This window comes from Paenibacillus sp. J22R98, from assembly GCF_059383835.1.
The window spans coordinates 1,180,256-1,198,871 of record NZ_JBXENW010000001.1; the positions used below are offsets into that span (position 1 = coordinate 1,180,256).

General features: G+C 45.0%; 18 protein-coding genes. 15 read left to right on the forward strand and 3 right to left on the reverse strand.

Annotation, left to right across the window (positions count from 1 at the left end; all coding sequences use genetic code 11):
- The first annotated feature begins 210 nt into the window (after positions 1–210).
- Together AC50Y3_RS05510 and AC50Y3_RS05515 are read left to right on the forward strand one after the other, a co-directional pair.
- Positions 211–1,314, forward strand: coding sequence for a CapA family protein (locus AC50Y3_RS05510; RefSeq protein ID WP_494817722.1), 1,104 nt, complete (start codon positions 211–213; stop codon positions 1,312–1,314).
- Between the two features lie 22 nt (positions 1,315–1,336).
- Positions 1,337–1,954, forward strand: a complete 618-nt coding sequence (locus AC50Y3_RS05515) for a hypothetical protein (RefSeq protein WP_494817723.1) — start codon at positions 1,337–1,339, stop codon at positions 1,952–1,954.
- An 82-nt stretch (positions 1,955–2,036) separates the two neighbouring features.
- Here the strand turns inward: AC50Y3_RS05515 and AC50Y3_RS05520 are convergent, their stop codons facing one another.
- Positions 2,037–3,149, reverse strand: coding sequence for a UDP-N-acetylmuramoyl-tripeptide--D-alanyl-D-alanine ligase (locus AC50Y3_RS05520; RefSeq protein WP_494817724.1), 1,113 nt, complete (start codon positions 3,147–3,149; stop codon positions 2,037–2,039).
- Positions 3,150–3,321: 172 nt separating this feature from the next.
- On the opposite strand from AC50Y3_RS05520, the gene AC50Y3_RS05525 reads away from it, so the two are divergent.
- The 6 genes from AC50Y3_RS05525 to AC50Y3_RS05550 all read left to right on the forward strand — a co-directional run bounded on the left by AC50Y3_RS05525 (position 3,322) and on the right by AC50Y3_RS05550 (position 8,722).
- On the forward strand, positions 3,322–4,470 hold the full coding sequence (locus tag AC50Y3_RS05525; RefSeq protein ID WP_494817725.1) for an aminotransferase class I/II-fold pyridoxal phosphate-dependent enzyme: 1,149 nt from the start codon (positions 3,322–3,324) through the stop codon (positions 4,468–4,470).
- Complete coding sequence (locus AC50Y3_RS05530) at positions 4,467–5,426, forward strand: 2-hydroxyacid dehydrogenase (protein WP_494817726.1); 960 nt, start codon at positions 4,467–4,469, stop codon at positions 5,424–5,426. The genes AC50Y3_RS05525 and AC50Y3_RS05530 overlap by 4 nt, the downstream gene beginning before the upstream one ends.
- Before the next feature lie 23 nt (positions 5,427–5,449).
- The gene (locus tag AC50Y3_RS05535) at positions 5,450–5,884 is read left to right on the forward strand and encodes a hypothetical protein (RefSeq protein WP_494817727.1); all 435 of its coding nucleotides are present in this window, start codon (positions 5,450–5,452) and stop codon (positions 5,882–5,884) included.
- 581 nt (positions 5,885–6,465) lie between these two features.
- Complete coding sequence (locus AC50Y3_RS05540) at positions 6,466–6,597, forward strand: hypothetical protein (RefSeq protein WP_494817728.1); 132 nt, start codon at positions 6,466–6,468, stop codon at positions 6,595–6,597.
- Positions 6,598–6,810: 213 nt separating this feature from the next.
- Positions 6,811–7,758, forward strand: coding sequence for a phosphotransferase family protein (locus AC50Y3_RS05545; RefSeq protein ID WP_494817729.1), 948 nt, complete (start codon positions 6,811–6,813; stop codon positions 7,756–7,758).
- Between the two features lie 508 nt (positions 7,759–8,266).
- Positions 8,267–8,722: a YdeI/OmpD-associated family protein gene (locus AC50Y3_RS05550; RefSeq protein ID WP_494817730.1), complete on the forward strand. Its 456-nt coding sequence runs from the start codon at positions 8,267–8,269 to the stop codon at positions 8,720–8,722.
- A gap of 75 nt (positions 8,723–8,797) precedes the next feature.
- Here AC50Y3_RS05550 and AC50Y3_RS05555 read toward each other — a convergent pair whose 3' ends face one another.
- Positions 8,798–8,929 (reverse strand): DUF4275 family protein, encoded by a 132-nt coding sequence (locus AC50Y3_RS05555; protein WP_494817809.1) that lies wholly within the window; start codon positions 8,927–8,929, stop codon positions 8,798–8,800.
- A 134-nt stretch (positions 8,930–9,063) separates the two neighbouring features.
- Here AC50Y3_RS05555 and AC50Y3_RS05560 point away from each other — a divergent pair, with 134 nt between their 5' ends.
- Positions 9,064–9,318: a DUF7660 family protein gene (locus AC50Y3_RS05560; RefSeq protein WP_494817731.1), complete on the forward strand. Its 255-nt coding sequence runs from the start codon at positions 9,064–9,066 to the stop codon at positions 9,316–9,318.
- Positions 9,319–10,214: 896 nt separating this feature from the next.
- On the opposite strand, the gene AC50Y3_RS05565 is transcribed toward AC50Y3_RS05560, so the two are convergent.
- Positions 10,215–11,078 carry a YusW family protein gene (locus tag AC50Y3_RS05565; RefSeq protein WP_494817732.1) on the reverse strand — a complete coding sequence of 288 codons (864 nt, stop codon included), beginning with the start codon at positions 11,076–11,078 and terminating at the stop codon, positions 10,215–10,217.
- A 153-nt stretch (positions 11,079–11,231) separates the two neighbouring features.
- On the opposite strand from AC50Y3_RS05565, the gene AC50Y3_RS05570 reads away from it, so the two are divergent.
- The 6 genes from AC50Y3_RS05570 to AC50Y3_RS05595 all read left to right on the forward strand — a co-directional run bounded on the left by AC50Y3_RS05570 (position 11,232) and on the right by AC50Y3_RS05595 (position 18,547).
- Positions 11,232–14,339 (forward strand): efflux RND transporter permease subunit, encoded by a 3,108-nt coding sequence (locus tag AC50Y3_RS05570; RefSeq protein WP_494817733.1) that lies wholly within the window; start codon positions 11,232–11,234, stop codon positions 14,337–14,339.
- A gap of 44 nt (positions 14,340–14,383) precedes the next feature.
- A complete protein-coding gene (locus AC50Y3_RS05575) occupies positions 14,384–15,685 on the forward strand; it encodes a VTT domain-containing protein (protein WP_494817734.1) in 1,302 nt (433 codons plus the stop codon).
- A 44-nt stretch (positions 15,686–15,729) separates the two neighbouring features.
- A complete protein-coding gene (locus tag AC50Y3_RS05580) occupies positions 15,730–16,263 on the forward strand; it encodes an RNA polymerase sigma factor (protein WP_494817735.1) in 534 nt (177 codons plus the stop codon).
- Between the two features lie 7 nt (positions 16,264–16,270).
- Positions 16,271–16,759, forward strand: coding sequence for an anti-sigma factor family protein (locus tag AC50Y3_RS05585; RefSeq protein WP_494817736.1), 489 nt, complete (start codon positions 16,271–16,273; stop codon positions 16,757–16,759).
- An 18-nt stretch (positions 16,760–16,777) separates the two neighbouring features.
- A complete protein-coding gene (locus AC50Y3_RS05590) occupies positions 16,778–17,611 on the forward strand; it encodes a hypothetical protein (RefSeq protein WP_494817737.1) in 834 nt (277 codons plus the stop codon).
- 186 nt (positions 17,612–17,797) lie between these two features.
- Positions 17,798–18,547 (forward strand): alpha/beta fold hydrolase, encoded by a 750-nt coding sequence (locus tag AC50Y3_RS05595; protein ID WP_494817738.1) that lies wholly within the window; start codon positions 17,798–17,800, stop codon positions 18,545–18,547.
- Positions 18,548–18,616: the final 69 nt, after the last annotated feature.

Below are 18,616 nucleotides of genomic sequence, written 5' to 3' on the forward strand. Positions count from 1 at the left end.
CAATGTGCTCGAAATTCGTAGTGCTGGCGGGAAATAGAAGCTGCCTTGTCGGATGACAAGAATATTTTTTCATTAAAGGCCGCGAAATTCGCGGTCTTTTTCATTTACGAAACCCGCTCTTCCTCAATTGCGCTGTACGCAATCCAATCCCACTCGGCTGACATATAGTAGCATATCGGATTTAAGCCCAATCAATCGGAGGAAGATGGAATGTCGAAGGAAATTGTAATTGCGGCAGTCGGCGATCTGCTGATGAAGCCGCTGCTCATCCAATTGCTTCGTAATAGCGGGCAATCGGGCGACACGGACGTTCAAAGAGGGACGACCTACGCGTTCGGGCAGATGTTTGAACCGGTTGCCCGTTATTTGCAGGATGCGCATTTGACGATCGGCAATTTGGAAACTACCTTCGCCGGAGGATCGGATGCTGGCTTCAGAAAGACGCGTCGCAATCCAAAAAACCGCAATCCGATATTCAAAAGCCCGGATGCTTTTGCGCCGGCTCTGTCGGCGGCCGGCTTCGATGTGGTCGCTACAGCCAACAACCATTGCGCGGATTACGGCGTTCGCGGACTCAAACGGACGCTGGATGTGCTCGACAAGAACGGTCTCGACCACGTCGGAACGTACCGGACTGAGAAGGAATCGCGGGCGCTCTGCGTGCGAAATGTCGAAGGCGTCAGGATTGGCATCTTGTCGTATACGCGAGATACGAACGGCATGTACGTACCGGAGAGCCAGCCAGCAGGCGTTAAAAAGCTCGTACGCGCGAGGATAAAGAACGATATGAAACGGCTTCGTGCAGCCACGGATTTTATTATCGTGTGCATGCATTGCGGATTCGAGTACGAGCATGACCCCGCCAGCCACCAGAAGCAATGGGTCCGCTTCCTGTTCCGGAACGGCGCGGACGTGGTGCTGGGCTCGCATCCGCATGTCCTTCAGCCGGCAGTGACGCAAATCGTGAAGGACGTCTCAGGGCGGACGAGAAAACGATTCGCCATCTACTCGCTTGGCAACTTTATCTCCACCCGGTTGCATGGCAAGGATGAGGCTCTAACCGGTATTATAGTTAGACTTAAGCTGCGCAAAAATATCAATGGCCAAATCCGGCTAGACGGCATCGAGGGCGTCCCAACCTGGGTAAGCATCAATAAGAACGGCAAGCCCGCAAATTGCCGCATCGTGCCTTTGCATGAAGCGATCAGAAAACCGGATGAATTTCCGAAGGAACAGCTAGTCCGAATGAAACGTGCCTTTCAAGGCACGCTGCGCATGTACAGAGGGGAATTGTCATTTCCAAAAGACAAGTAATAATTTTGAAGGGATGATTCCATTGATCATCACGGGAAACGTTTACGTCGAGGTTTCAGCAACGCGTAGAGATAACGAGCTTTTTTTGAATGGGTGTGCTCAAGGCGGAAGTCCCCTTAGTCAAATCCATAACGGAACTCTCGCGCTATTTCGAAGGAGAGACATTCAAAAACGCGTAACGATTTTGGCTGAAGAGGATTGCCAGGGCGAACAAGATAATAATTTCTTGATTGTCAGTCCTGCGACTGCAGAATTGTTTCGATTAAAGGGTGGATTTCTGTATTTTTTAGAGTTTAACGATAATACGAACGTTTTGACAATAAATCTTAGACGGACTAGCACTACTGCTTCATTCGGAATTGAAGGCGTTGATGAACAGAGAAATGATAGGTTGTTAGTCACCTTCGACACACTCGTCGAACTAGGCTTACCGGCTGATAATACGTTGCTAACCGTCATTAGGGCAGGTAAAATAAAAAAGTTGAGATTACAATTAGTCTCTGCGAGTGATACCGAATTTGGTTTTGAAACCAGTTCTCAAACAGCAGCCTTTTTTGGCTTTATAACCGGCAATAGATACCTGCTAAGGTTTAATCAAGTGACCAAAGTGCTCGAAATTCGCAGTGTGGGCGGGAAGTAGATCATTTATTGCATGAAGAAACCAACCCTGAGGAGAGTTGGTTTCTTTTATGCCTATCCCTATCATTTCGCCACGCACATAATCACATCCATCCTTTTAGGGATAGACTGCGTTTTAGATATGAAACGGTCTTCTCCAGCTGCAACAAATGGGTTCCTTTAACCAGTATTGCGGTATCCGGCTTAATTGTCCCTTCGAGCGCTTTATGAAGCTGCGATCTGGAAGCGAAGCTGCGAATGCGGGCTGCAGGGAAACCGGCCTTCTTGGCGCCGGCTGCAATATGCAGCGCCAGCTTTCCGACCGTGAAAAGCCGGGTGAGCTTTTTCTTGGCCGCATATTTACCCACCTCATAATGAGCTTGGCGGGCATGCTTACCCATGTCCTTCATATAACCGATGACTGCGGTTTTATGCTTGCTGCTCATTGAAGAAAGCGTATCGAGGGCGGCCTTCGTTGCATCGGGATTGGAGCTAAACGTATCGTCAATCAAGATTATGCGACTTGGAAGCTTTGTTCGCACTAATCTGCGGTACGGGATCGGATATTTATCCAGCCCTCTGCGGATATCACCCACCGTAAACCCCAAGCTGTGCGTAATTGCAATCGCATTCAGCGCGTTGTAAACATTATGAACCCCCAAACATGGAATGGAGAACGCTTCCTCCTTTCCGTTCAACGGAACCCGGAAAGCAATGCCTTGATTCGAGGAGCGAATGCCGCGCGCCTTGTAATCCGCTTTGCTGCGGACACCGACCTTTAGCAATCTTCCCTTAAAGCCTTTGACGGTCAAAAGTTTGGAATTCGCGTCATCCGCATTCAAAACGAGCGTGCCGGTCGACTTCATGTGCCTAATCAACTCTGATTTCGCTTGCGCGATGCCTTGTACCCGGTTTCCGACATTGCCGATATGCGCCGTTCCGACATTGGTAATGATGCCGTAGCTCGGCTTGATCAAGCGGCAGTGTTCGCGGATGTGGCCTTTGCGAAGCATTCCGAACTCAAGGACAGCCGCTTTGTGCTGAACATTGATTCGCTTGGCGTACTTGCGTGTACTAGTAGGCAAATTCCAGTTCGACGGCGATTTGAAAATTGTATTCTTCCACCGGCTCCGCAGGATGGAAGCGATCATTTCTTTCGTTGTCGTTTTTCCCGCGCTGCCTGTCACGGCAATGACCGGGATGTTCCGATCCGGCATGCACATTCCACCCTTTATGAGAGAATATATGCTGTAGTCTACGCCTGAAATAGATGAATGGAGTGGGTATTTCGCGGAAAATGGGCGTTTGCACCAGATCGGCGGCAGGAGATCTCCTATATAGTGTAGGATAGGTGCCACGTCATCATTCGTATAGTGGAGAGTGTGTTAAGTGAAATCACCAGAACGACTGCCCAATTTAACGAGATACGAATCAATAGGCATCAACCAGCTGTTTAATGTAGCCGACGGACATGCCCATCAACCACAAACCAAAGCGCAGCGGCAAATTATCGAACAGCTCCCCGACTTGTTTGATCAGGCGGAAGCTGCAAAGCAATCCGATTTGGAAGGCGAGTTCCGTCACTGGTTTTTTACGTTGGCCGGACAGCAAACCGCCGTTGATTTGAGTCGGACGTTATTCTGTTATTCGGCTTCATTATCGACGGATTTAATCGCTACTTTTCTAGCTTCGCGGGGGATGACCGTCGCATTGCTTCATCCCTGCTTTGACAATCTGGCGACCATTATGCAAAGGAGAAACGTAGCTTTGTCGCCGCTGCATGAGAATGAACTCAGGCTTGACCGCATGGAAGAGACTTTCGCAAGTCTCGCGGTGGATGCGGTATCCATCACGCTCCCCAACAACCCCACAGGTTTCGAATTGTCTCGGGAGGAGTGGGAGAGGCTTGTTGCGCTCTGCAGTCTATACGGAAAACTGCTCATTGTAGACTGTACATTTCGATTTTTCTCAAGAAAACCTATTTGGGATCAATATGAACTTCTGGAGAGATCGAAAATTAGCTATTTAATGGTGGAGGATACAGGAAAGACGTGGCCAACCCAGGATCTGAAATGCAGTATTCTGGCGATGAGCGAGGATCTAGCCGATGACGTGCTGGTGCTTCACAACGACATTCTACTGAACGTTTCCCCGTTCATCCTAAAGCTGCTGAACGAATATTTGAAGGATACGGCACGCGAAGGACTACAGTCCGTCATTTGGGAGCCCATCGATCGGAACCGCAACACGCTGCGAGATGCAATTCGTTCATCCGGGCTAGCCTTGAACAATCCTGATTCCACGATTAGCGTGGAATGGCTTCGTATAATGGACCCCAATATTCGCAGCATGGATTTGGTGGACAGAATGCAGAGGCTAAGACTAGGGATATTGCCGGGGGATCATTTTTATTGGCATGACCACGGTCAAGGGGAGCGATATATCCGGATCGCGCTTGCCAGAAGCCCGGGAATGTTTGCCGAGGCCTGCAAGATCTTGAAAGCGTCAGCGTCGATGAACGGGATAGATCAGGCATGAGAATCATATATCTGGATGAACCTACCTATTTGCCGGAAGACTTTGTGCGCGAAGTGGAGAAACTCGGAACGTTCGAAGTTTATTACGATAGGCCTGACCTAACGACCGCCGTTCAGAGATTGTCCAATGCAGACATTGCGATTTTGGAGTGGACGCCTCTTCGGGAATCGGCGCTGCGGAAGCTTCAGAGACTCAAACATATCGCCCTCGTCATGACCGGATGCGATTTGGTTGACATCAAGGCAGCAGGCGCCGCAGGGATCTCAGTGTCAAATTGCCCATCATATTCGGCGCAATCGGTGGCGGAGCATGTATTTGCTCTAATGCTCGCGGTCAATCGGCGTATTATACAAGCGGACCGACTTGTCCGGCAAGGGGAGAGCCATGTGTACGGTCCTTTCCTGGCAGGAGAATTGGCAGGCCAAACGTTAGGGCTGATTGGAACCGGGCGCATCGGGCAGGCCGTGGCACGAATCGCCCAAGGTTTCGGCATGCGTGTAATCGGCACGAATAGATCGGGAAAGGCAGTCCAAGGTGTGGATGTGACGGACATCCACGACGTCTTTCGGCGAAGTGACGTTATCTCGCTGCATGTGCCGTTTCAATCCGATACGAAAGGCATGATCACCTCCGAACTTCTGGCTTCGATGAAAAGGACCGCAATGTTCATCAACACAAGCCGGGGTGGACTTATAAATGAAGAAGCACTGTTCACTTTTTTACAGGAGGGGAGAATCAGAGGAGCGGGCCTAGACGACTTGAAACAAGTCGCTGGAAACCCCTTATACACGCTCGATAATGTTGTGTTTACGCCTGGAACGGCATGGTATACGGATATAGCTCGGAAAGCCAACATGACGGAATTACTTGACAACATTCGGGCGTATGCGGATAAAACTCCTCGGAACATTGTGAATGAGGGTTTTCTGGAATTAAATGAAACAGAAGAAAAGTGAATTTTGCAAGAGGAGTGGTATGATTGAAAATTTTTGCTTGTCCTGCTACAAGGAAAATAACCCTTCAACAGCGGCTTACGCAACTCCTAAACGGTTTTATTGTATTTTTGTTTGATAATGGCGGGAGAGAGCTTTTAAATCAAAATGGTCCAATTAGGAAAGTGAATGAATCGTCTCTTGTCGTAGAAGCAGAAAATGGCAGGCTAATCAAACACAATTTTTCTGATATCGGGCGATATGATTTTCCTGACTTATTGCCTAAACGAGAGCCTACTTTTCACGCTTTTATCAAGACAAAAAACCAAGGAGAATTCAACGGTCCTTTAGTTAGAATCGGAACGGATTTTGTTGAAATAACTGGAGTAGATAACAGTGGCGAACAACCGGTAGATTTCACGTTGATCATACCTCGGCGCGAAATTATTAGGATAAGATGTGAAAGTGAGGGGGGCGAATAATTTTCTCTATTAATACTTGGTAGTCTCGGAGCAAAGATCCAGGGGTTGAAAATATTTTCCAGTGTGTTTTAGATGTAATTGACCAATCGAATACACGGGAGCTTAGTGTAAGAGGACAAAAACATATATGCATTAGAATCCGCGTTTTCGCACGGATTTTATATTTTATGGATACAATTTCTTGTCCTTTCAAAAGATAAGAAGGTGTATGTTTCCCAATATAGGACACAAAGAAGATAACTTCTCCGTAGTTGCTAACTAGATAGATTCATGGTCACTTTAACATAATACAATGTATTGTTATATCCTGAAATTAGGAATTACTTACATTTGTATAATTGAGCGGATAACCATTCAAAATTCGGCATCAACAATCGGGTACCCACATTGAACGAACCGGCAGGATAGTTAGTTATCGTATAAAGTTCTTGTCATTTTGCGATGACACGAACATTATCCGATTCCCGACGAGCAGCCGGCTGGCTGTACTCTGTTAAGTCAACGTGGAACGATAGTTCAATAATCGCGACGAAGGCTGCCGGCAATACTTCCAGCAGCCTTCGTATAGTTGGAAGAAGAGGATGGAGGAGAAGCCGGTGGCTGGGGCTGACGGCAACAAGTGGGACATCTGGGAGAGGCAGACGACTGTTCTATGGCGGGAAGAAGGCGCAGCAAGCTCAGATTGGAAGCAGCGGTTTGTCAAGTCCAACTGAAAGAACTTGATCCAAATTCCGAAACTGACAAGAACTTGATCTCATTCCCAACGTTCAGCAGGATTCGCATTTTGAAGGCAGTAAGCCAAAATGACTTGTCTGCACTTTGTTGAACGAACGGGCAGGAAAGTTTAACCATTTGGAGAATGCTATTTACAGAATCAACTTTCCAAATCGACAGCAAACAATCCGTGACGAATGAGAGGACATGCCATGAAATCTATGAGGTTTGATATCTTAACGATCCAAGCTATCTTCGAGAAGCATAGTCTCGGACGAATTAATCGTATAGAATATTCGGATCGGGGAATCGTGAATCCTTGTGTTTTTATTAACGATCATTATGTAGTTAGAGTAAATGCTAGAGACGTGGATCTCCCGAAATTTGACAATGAGCAACAAGCGCTTCGAATGATGAAATCGGAAGGCATACCGGTTCCAGATGTTTATGTATTTGATAACAGTCATGAACATTTACCATATGAAATATTGATTACAAGCAAGATGCCTGGCATCGATATATGGAAATCATTAGAAACGGCTTCAGATGAATCAAAAATCAAGATGGCATACAACTCGGGCGTTTTGCTTGCCAAAATTCATGGTATTGGGCGGGATAAGTTTGGAGAGCTTGCTCTCTCGTCTAATAATAAATATGACAACTGGCAGCAATATCTAGTAGAGGGAATGAAGCAAAGAACCAATCGCTGTCTGAAGCTTGGAATTTTAAATCCTGAGGAAGCCGAGCGTTATGTCTTCGTATATAAGAGAGCAACTAGTTTGTTCAGTGGAATATCAACAGCATCGTTGGTTCACAACGACTATCACTTTGCGAACATACTGTGTGCAGATGGAGAAATTACAGCTATTCTAGATATGGAGTGGTCGATTGCCGGCGATCCGGAATTTGACTTCAAATCGCTGCATTCCAAGGATGTATTCACGGATGCATCGGAGATGCAGCAGGCATTCATGGCAGGTTATTCAGACCTACGCAAGCTGTCACCATTATTTGATATCAAGCAGTTATATTATCAGCTCTTTGAAACAGTCGAGCTCATTTCGGTGTCCTATCTGCATTGGGGAGAAGAATCCTACCAGGGGTTTAAAGCTACTGCCAAGTCATGGTTGGAGCAGATTGAAGCTGCATGGTCAACATGAGTTCGAGGGAAATAAGATAAATATCTAAGGACACAAAAGTAGTAGGGATGTCGGGTGACAAGGACATTATCTCATTAAAAGCCGCGAAAATCGCGGCTTTTATTATTTATGGGATCAAGTTCTTGTCAAAACCAATCCCATTTCCGAAAATGACAAGAACTTAATCTCATTCCCGGGAAAAGCTGGAAATCGCATTAATGAAGGAAGCAAGCCAGAAATCACCAACTAAATTTCGTTGCGCTAACGGGCAATATTGTTCAACAGATTACTCGCACCGCGGTGACTTGTTTCCGGAATTGAGATATTAGCAATTGCGACTATCACTGACTGTATCTGTCAACTATATTGAAGTACACTACAAGGAGGAGGCGATTCAAGTGATCCATAAGTCCAATGAATTACCGGTTATGTTTTTTGGCGAACAGCAATCTCTCGAGAATTGGCTTGAGAACAATCATGACACTTCACAGGGAATCCGGTTGCAAATCTCAAAAAAAAAAATTCCGGTGTGGTTACCGTATCCTACGATGAAGCACTTGAAAGTGCATTGTGTTACGGATGGGTTGACAGCCAGAAGGAAAAGTTTGATGAACAAATGTGGGTTCAACGATTTACTCCGCGTAGAGCTAAGAGCATCTGGTCGAAAGTGAATAAAGACAAAGCAGAGCTTCTCATTACAAATGAAAGAATGAAGCCTTCTGGGTTCAAAACGATTGAAGTTGCCAAAAAGAATGGACAATGGGATAAGGCCTACGAATCGCAAAGTATCGCTTCTATGCCTGAGGATTTCGCAATTGAACTTGAGCGTAATGTCAAAGCGAAGGCATTTTATGATACGTTGAATAGCCAAAATAAATATGCAATCCTGTTCAGAATCCATAATGCCAAGAAACAAGAAACCCGGGCGAAACGAATTCAACAGTTTGTAGCGATGCTTGAAAAAGGTGAAAAAATATATCCCTAATCAGTCCCTATCGATTTTGAACTAACGGGTACAATAGTGCAACCGCAATATATGTTGAGTTTTAGTTTTCATATGTTATATGAAGAGGCGGCTAAAGTAGGGGCCAAGCCAGTCTTTTTCGTTTGTTACAACATACGTCCAGCTAAAATCCACTGATACAATATAAATATCTGATTGGTCTTGTAAGTCTTGGACAAGAAGTTGTATTGTTTTCCAATTTCGGACAGTAAGATAATACCTTCTCCGTAGTTACTAAACGATACAGATTATAGCATGATCAAATTCGTGAACATAATGAAGAATATAGACGTTATGGCACAATCCTGACAAGGAGGTTTATAATGCAGCTGCATGAAATGATAAATGAAATAAAATCAAAAGATGATTTGATGAGGTTTCTTACTGTTCTTAGGATGGACTTGCTTACAAATAAGGAAGACTGGGAAAATCCAACTTTAGACAGATACCTTGAAGCAATGCTAGGATGGATACAAGATATGGATGGTTACTATTCAAACACCAACCAGACCATTCATGAACAACCAACCTGGAAGGTTTTTGCTGATATTTTATATGCAGCTAAAATTTACGAATAACTAAGGGGTAAGATTGCACTTCGAAGAACAGGCCGCCTATGTTAGGCGGCCTGTTCTCATAACGAGCGGATAGTTTAATCACTTCGCGAATAAAATCAAGCATGTATAATTTGCAAAGTTCGCAGATCAGACGCTATATGACAATCCAGGAAAGTAGGTGAGGAGTTGAAATAGCCTCGTTGCTCAATCTCGTAGGGGCACTCACAAATCCATGCTGATTATCGTGAATGTGATTGATGATGAGCATATTTCGATACCTTCTCTGTTCGTTTACTTGCATTATTTGTTGAAGAATGGCCCAGTTACCCTGGTATTCGTAAAAAGCGTGGGTGGAATACCTGCGGATGCCATCCTTGGCATAGTTCGGTCCGAAATAGGCCGCCTCTCTTGCATTTACCTGTTATGAACATCTGATTTGCGAAAGTAGAAGAGCAGGAACAGAGGGGGAGGACGAACGATATCGCTATCGTCGCGATGCCAATTTCCGTGCGGACTTACTCCGGAGTTTGATAAAACAGCAAATCTGAACGCGTGAAGCTTGAGAAATCAAGCCTATTTGTTTTTATGTCCCGATTTATTTGTCACGATTTCAAAGAATTACCACAGATAATCAAGGTTGTAGGAGCGAAACCTGCGGAAAAAGGTGTTGATTGGCTTAATTATTAATGTGCTCTTTATCATTTTACAGTTAGTTATAGGATGAGTTGGGTGATTGTCGGTTGACAAGAACATTGTCCGATTCCCAACAAGTAGCCGGCTGGCTTGTAATCTGTTGAACGAACGGGACACGATAGCTGAGGAAGTGTTAGTATTGATTTCCTTGCTATTTATGTACGACGCAACTTAAAAAACAAGCCCCGAAAAATGGGCTTGTTCTGTATTTCTTTGGGCAATAATTAGTCCTCTTCTTGGTGATCATGCTCTTCTTTATCATGGTCTTCATGATCATGACTTTCATGTTGACCGCGATCTCCATCATCATCATCATCATCTTCGTCTTCGTCACCTTGCTTGCCGTCATGATGGTCATCATCGCGGTCACCACGAGCGAATCGCGATTGCTGTTTCTTCTTTGCTTGCTGCTCTTTATGAGCTTTTTGCCAAGTTTCTTGCAACGCTTTTTTCTTCTCTTTTTGCGTTACCTGATCTTTTTTTGCGAGTAGTTCCTTCTTGTCATTTTGATCTTCTTGCACATTTTTCAGTTTAGCATTGATTTCGTCATCATCTTTTTCTTGTTCGTATCTCAACACTTCAGGTCGATTCGTGAATTTGATTTCGATATTGATTTCCACCTTAGTTGGTTCTATAGCAAAATGCTTGAACAGCGCATCCAATACCTGCTGCTTATTCATGTTTTCTTGTAATTTGACGTCATCCAGAAGCTGCTGGATAAATTGTACCGCTTCGCTGCCTGTCAGGTGGTTTTCCTCAACCTTGCTACGGTTTATTACTACCTTGGATTCGGCCTTCGCTTGTTCCCGATCGAGCTCAATTTCAATCTTTAGGCCATTGCCGGCGATTTTAATTTCCAAGTCTTTCAGTTGATCGAGTTTGATAGTTCCCTCACTAGCGCTCGGTTGAGCAGTTGAGGGGGTAGGTGTTGCAGCAGCTATCGGTGGAACTACATATGTATCGCTTGCTGCAGTCGGTTTGTTCTCTGTTGTTGCGGACGAATCACGATCCGCATAGGCGACGAATCCATATGAAAGAATGATAGAGCATAGTGCTCCTATTAACATATAAGCAATTTTCTTTTTCAAAATAAACCTCCTCTAATTTGTATGTTCTTTTGGCTCGTGGTTACCAGTATATGAATTCGTCATGCAAGTCTGGTTTTAGTCCGTACGAGGAGATGAACATTCTAGCCCAAAACGAAGTCTTTCCCTATATAGACAGGAGAGGAGACTTCAATCATGAATAGAATTATCGAATCAGTCATGCAAAGATCGACCATCATTTTAGTTTGCGTCGTACTTATATTGGGATGGGGAACAGTCTCGGCTTTACAAATGCAGAGAGACTATCTGCCTGGTATTAATAACACCACATTAATGGTGTCGTTACGTGCCTCATCTTTCCAAGCGGATCAAGTTAAGAAGGATATTACTGTACCTCTAGAAGATGTAATCCGTAAGACCAATGGGATAACCAACCTAGAGACGACCTCATATGACGGCGGGGTCTTGATGAATATCTACTACCCCATGGATTACGATATGAATAAAGCGGAAAACGCTCTTAAACAGGCATTGAATGATGCGGCAATACCCGATGGGGTCAACAAACCTGTCGTAACCCGATTAACGTCGAACACGTTTCCAGTCTTGAGTTATAGCCTGACGGCAAATAACGACAAAGTAGACGATCTAACGCTGCAATCCACCTTGCAAACCGATATCGTCAAGCAAATGAAATCCGTACCCGGCGTCTCGGATGTACAAACCGTCGGCGGTGCAAACCGAGGTTATGTTGTCGTTCTTCGCATGAAAGATCTCTTGGCGAATAACTTGACGCTGGACGATTTCAATAAATCCATCACGGCAGAAGTGCCCAGCTTGCAAGGAAGCATTGCCAATGTAAAAGCTTCGTTCCCGATTCGAGTAGAAGGATGGGATCTCACGGAGCAGCAGCTGAACAATCTTGCGATTAAGAACAAGGACGGCAACAGCATCCCGTTATCGGACATTGCTTCGGTTTCTCAATCCCTAACCGATGTGAAAACCGTCTCAAGAACGAATGGCAAAGCAAGTGTGATGATCAATGTGATCAAAACGCCAACGGCAACGATCACAGATGTAGCAAAACATGTGAAAGAACGCGTATCCGGCATTTCGGCTGTTCAAAGCGGCGATGTCGCGATGACGCTCCAAACCGACCGTGCGCAAGATCTGAATGGGTCATTAATGGGATTGATTCGTGAAGGCTTATTGGGCTGCCTATTCTCCATGCTATGTGTGTTGTTCTTCTTTAGAAATGTACGGTCCACGCTATTGATTGCGGTCACACTGCCGATTTCGCTGCTTGCTACGACAGCGATCTTGAAATCAATGGGCGTGACGCTAAACATCTTGACCGTATCCGGACTTATTGTCGCAATGGGACGTATCGTCGACGATGCAATCGTGATTTTGGACAACATGTACAGACGCGTTCAAGAAAACAAAGACAAGCCGGTTATGAGCGTGTTGTCTTCTTCCGTGGTCGAGATGCTTCCTGCCATCTTTGCTTCTACTGCGACCACGGTAGCCGTATATGTACCGATTGCTTTAGTCGGCGGAATCATTGGTGCGTCTTACTCCGGCTTTGCTTGGTCGGTCGTCATTGCTTTAGCAGTTTCCTTCCTCGTCGCCATGCTGGTAATTCCTGCATTCGCCTTTATGGGGTGGAGAGCATCGAAGGCGGATGCGGTCACGCTCGAACCGATCATGAAGCCGCTTCTTCAAACGGCGTTGAATCACAAGAAAACCGTGATCGGCATCTCACTGATTCTGTTTATAACCGCTGGGATTTTCGCAACCACGCTTCCGTTAAGCCTGCTGCCAAGCACAGCGAGTGGCCAGGTCGCCGTCAAAGTGGAACTTCCGAAAGGAACGCCATTGTCCGAAGTGGACAAAGAAGTTAAGAATGTGGAGCGTGTCTTGCAAAACAATGGTAAAATCGCTTCCTATTCCGCTACGTTCGGATCGACCTTCACGCCAACGGCAGACGACGTCTTTGACCAAGGCGGAGGGTTCATTCAACAGCCGAACGTGGCGAATCTGTCCATCCAGCTAAAATACAAAAAGGATGTCACTACCATAATTCCAGCCTTGCAAGCCGATTTGAATCAAGTGGCCAATAATTCTGCAATTACGGTAACGAATCAGAACATCGCCGGCGATGATTCCACGATCAATATCATGTTAACCGGCGCCGATCAAAACACGCTGGAAAATACAGCTCAGCAAGTCCGCACGAAACTGGTGACCATTCATGGTCTGAGCGTAACAGGGAAAACGGATCTCACGAACGGGATACCGAAATATGCAATCGCGATTGATAAAGAAAAGGCGATGCAGGCTGGCATTAAACCTGACGATATTAATAAACTGTTGGCGCGTTACACAACCAAAGCGAAAGACTTTGACATTTCAACGTCGTCAGGCACGATTCCAGTCGACGTGTATATCGATTCCGTCAAGACAGGCGTCGCGAACGACTCTATAGTACCCGTGTATACGCCTGAGCAAGTATTGGCCTCGATGGCTGCCGAAACGTTTAACGGAAGTAACGGACAGATTTATCGTCTGGACCAATTCGCTTCGATTCAGAAGAGCGACGCCGTTTCTTCTATTCAAGAACGCGACGGTCAACCATTCTCCGTCGTGCAAGTGCAGATCACGTCAAGCGACATGAGCAAGGTGTCGAAAGAAGTTTCTCAGTCCTTGAAAGACATGAAGTTCCCGAACGGAGTCTCCTATTCGCTCGGAGGCATTACCCAACAAGTGACCCAAATGATTATTGAAATTACGATCGCCGTCATAATTTCCATCCTGCTTGTATTGCTCATTACGAGTATTGTATTCAAAGGTTGGAAAGCACCATTGGCTGTATTGATCAGCATTCCACTTGCTTTGTCAGGCGTCGTACTCGCATTGTACGCCATTCACGGTCAATGGAATCTCGCCGCATTCATCGGGGTATTGATGCTTACGGGAATCGTGGTTACGAACGGAATTGTCCTCATTGATAAAATCGAACGAAATCGAAAAGAGGGCATGGGACTTCGGGAAGCCGTCATGCAAGGAAGCCTCTCCAGGGTTCGTCCGATATTTATGACTGCAGGCACGACCGTTTTGACGTTAATACCGCTGGCGTTATCGCATAGTTCAGATACCGTCATATCGCAAGTACTTGGTATTGTAGTCATTGGCGGCATGATTACCTCCACCCTCAACAGCTTTGTCGTGATACCGATTATTTATGAATGGATGCAGGGCAGGGATGTGAGGGGCGCAGATGCTGCTAATTGGATGAACTGATTATTTGAGGATAAAACTAAAGGAAGAGGAGGGGAGGAGTATCAATGGGAAATTGGACATCTTGGTTAGAACAGTACGGATACGGACTGATTTGTTTGGCTGTATTCCTTGAAATACTCGCTTTGCCTCTTCCTGGCGATATGATTTTAAGTTATACCGGACTGTACGTGTATGAAGGGAAAATGAACTGGATACTTAGTATCTTGGCCGCGGGTGCTGGCGCAGCAGCCAGCATCTCGCTGTCTTACTGGATTGGATATTGTCTGGGTAAACCGTTCATTGTCAAGTACGGTCATCGAATCCACTTGGGTGAGGAACAACTGTCACGTATTACGGCGTGGTTTGAGAAATACGGAGAAAAGTTATTGCTCATTGCTTATTTCATTCCGGGATTAAAGCATATTACCGGCTATTTCTGCGGGGTAACGAGAATGCCATTTCGCCGATATGCAGGATTTGCTTACACGGGCGGGCTATTCTGGGTCAGCTTATTCATCTCGCTCGGCTGCGTGTTAGGACCAAAATGGGAAGCGTATCATTCAACGGTCAATCGCTTTATGATTATATTTGGCATTGCGTCTGCCTTGTTGACGCTGGCGATATATTTCTATCGTAAATATAAACGAAAAGTGCTTGCTTCATTGATGGATCTGCTACTCAAAGGCGTACGCCACTTCAATTCGCTCGGTAAAATCAGATTCCTGATATTGGCTTCATTTTCATTATTAGTCCTGTTCGTCTCGCTTATGCTGGGGATGATTCAGGATTTTCTTTCACACGAATTTAGCCAATTCGATGAAGTGACTTCATATGTGATCTTAACAATATTCGGACCCGAGTGGCAGGAACAAATGCAGCTCTTCGCGAAACTGGGAACGATTTATCTCTACGGGCCGCTTATCCTGATAACATCAATTTGGATTATGTTCAGGGGCAGGAACAAGGGATTGGAGTTTTTATTTCTTCTCTGGGTTGTACTTGGTGGGGAAGTGATTGATGACGGTTTGCGAGTGCTCTTTCATCGTCCAGGGCCAGTGGTTGCCGGTATCCAACTCATCAATACATTTCCGAGTGAGGAGACTCTTACTTCAATCACGGTATGCGGTTTCTCTGCCTTTTTATTGCTAAGACATTATACCCAGAACTTGATCCGGATTTTTGTCTTTCTATTTGTTGTTCTCGTGTGCCTGCTAGTCGGCATCAGTCGTATTTATTACAATGTGCAATTTCCAAGCGATGTCGCGGCCGGTTATGTTTTCGGCGGTGTATGGATAAGTTTGAACGTCATACTACTTGAAGTGCTGAGGAAGCTTCAAGATAATGAAGCAGCGATATTAGTGAATTGACGTGAATCCTCCTGGTTCCGTTTCGGTAGGAGTTGAGTAAGCGAGTGGTGGATGAGGAACTGAAGCATATCATTCATCGTGCTAAACGTGGCGACCGGGAAGCTTTTTCAGATCTAGTCCAACGTTTTAAAGGCCATGTCTATCGATATGCAGTAGGGATGTTAGGCGATCGAATGGAAGCGGAAGATGTCTCGCAAGAGGCATTTATTAAAGCCTATTACTCCATATCAAGTTTGGATAACGAGTATGCGTTTTCTTCTTGGATCATTCGAATTGCGGCCAATCTCTGCAAAGACCGTTTAAAAAAACGCACGAAAACGCCAGAACAAGAGAGTAATGAAGAACAAAACGAATGGATAGCGGATCAACATGCAATCGACCCGTTGGAGAAGTTATCCATTGAAGAAGGACTAAGTAGACTTTCAGTGGTGCACCGGGAAGTTCTATTATTACATGAAGTACAAGGCTATAATTATGAAGAAATCGCGGAGATGATCGATGTTCCGCTAGGAACGGTGAAGTCAAGGTTGTTTGCAGCCAGGATAAACATGAGGAAAGAATTAAGAAGGGAGGACTGACTCGGCAATGACCAAACATCCAGAGGAGCAGTTGTCGGCCTACCTCGATGACGAGCTGACTCAAGACGAAAGAACTGGGATTGAAGAGCATCTTGAGACTTGCGAGTCCTGTCAGGCACTGCTTGAAGACATGGCAGCTAACAAATTTGAACTCTTTCAGACAATCAGCTTAATTGAAGCACCACCTATGGATTTTGAGGTTAGGGTTATGCAATCAATCGGAGCGAAAGAAGAACGACATTTCGCATACAAAGGGCGGATTTTGGCGCTTCTATTAGGTTTGTTGACACTTGGGGTATTTTATCTGCTAACAGGGGCGATTATCGGTAAACTCATACATGGATGGTCTAAATTGGTGATCACACTGATCTATGCCATATCTCATTTCATTCTCAGTGTACCCGCCTTAACCGGGGGAACGATTGTCCTCTCGTTAATCATCCTTGTGACTTCTTTCATTTCACTCAAGCGGTTGCTTCTCACCTCAACGAGTTGAAAGGGAGGGTGGGTCACATTGAGAAAACTAACGTACACCATTTCCATTTGCTTTTTTATGTTACTCATGCTACTCGTTCCTGGTATGGCATCAGCGAAGAGTATTTTCGAGCACCAACATACGATTGTGCCGGCAGGTCAAACCGTTGACGACGTATACGTCGTCGGGGGCGATGCCGATATCCTTGGCAACGTGCAGGGCATTATTGTTGTCATTAACGGCAATCTGCATCTGGCCAGCACGGCCAAGATTACCGGCGTGATTGTCGTAATTGGAGGGAAGGTTGACCAAGATCCGGGTGCTGTTTTAGGGGACGATATCTATAACATCTCGCTTGATAATGCTACGCAAAATAGCTTTCTGATCGGTGGCGGTCTCGTACTGAGCTTATGGGTGCTGCAACTGGCAGGAATCTTGCTCATCGTTCTAGTGCCTGTCCTGATAAGAGTCCTCGGCAAGAAAAAAATAATTGAATTTACCGATCGATATCAGCGTGTATCCATAGGGCGGCTTTTATATGCCGGTTTTCTAAGCAGCTTGGTTATCACGGCCTTAAGCGCGTTGCTGCTCGTTACCGTAATAGGCATTCCAATCTTGATTCTGATTCTGCTGGCACTACTCGTTGCATTGGCTACGGGAATTACTGTGATCGGTTATCGTATAGGAGATATGATCAAAGGTTCGGAACAAATGCCTGATTGGTTAAAAGTGCTTATTGGCGCAAGCATGTTAGCTGCGTTTTCGAGCATACCGCTGATTGGCTGGATTCTCTTGTTGGTAGCTGGATTCATCTCATTGGGAATTTGTACCCTATGGATTGCAGGGAAGCGCAAGAGAACACGAAAGAATTAATGATGTTTGAGGAAATGCCTAGAAACATTTCGTTTGACAAGAGTCTGAATGAAATCCCCGTAAATCGCGGGCTTATTTAGTAATGACTTGCTTGATGACGAATATCCCCCTAAGCTATTCGTTTCATCTGAAACTAGGTGTATAGAGTAAAGTTGGATAATCCTAACTAGAGAGGTTGATTATCTATTGGTAGAAATTTTAGGGGAAGAAAGCTTTGTCGAACTTGATGGCTTTAAGTTGTATACTAAATGCTTTGGTGTCAATAGGGGTTATCCAACTGTGGTGATGGATTCAGGTTATGGTGATTATTCTAAGGCTTGGAATGCGGTAATTCCTGATATCGCCTCAATTACGAAAGTATTTATATATGATAGAGCTGGATTAGGTAGAAGCGAAAAAAGTCCTAATCCGCGAACTAGCAAAGAAATTATTAAAGAACTTAATCAGATTTTGTTAAAGTCTAATATAACACCTCCATACATCTTAGTGGGTCATTCTTTTGGTGGCGTAAATGTTCGATTATATGCCAGTGAGTTTCCAAATGATGTAGTCGGGGTTCTTTTAGTTGATGCAACACCAGAGGAGTATAGAGAGAGGTTTTTGCCCTCAATGCCTGGTGATTTTCAAGAAGCTTATCATAAACAATTTATCAATGAATCAACATTTGACGAGTTCATGGAAAGCTTAGGTCAGTTAAAACTGAAACGACATCTTGGAAACATTCCATTAATCGTTATTTCAGCAGGTAAAAAAGACCACTATTCACCAAGTTCTCAGGAGTTGTGGCATGAGATGCAGAGAGAGACACTTTCAATTTCGGATAATAGTGAGTTTGTTATAGCATACAATAGTGCACATTATATTCAGAATTATGAACCCTCTATTATAATTGATGGAATAAAGCGATTAGTTAATAATTTAAAAAAAACACCTTAAAAAGAGCTTTTTGTTTCTCAACTAACGGGCACAATAGTGGCCAAGCAGATCGTCAAATGCTCCGTCACC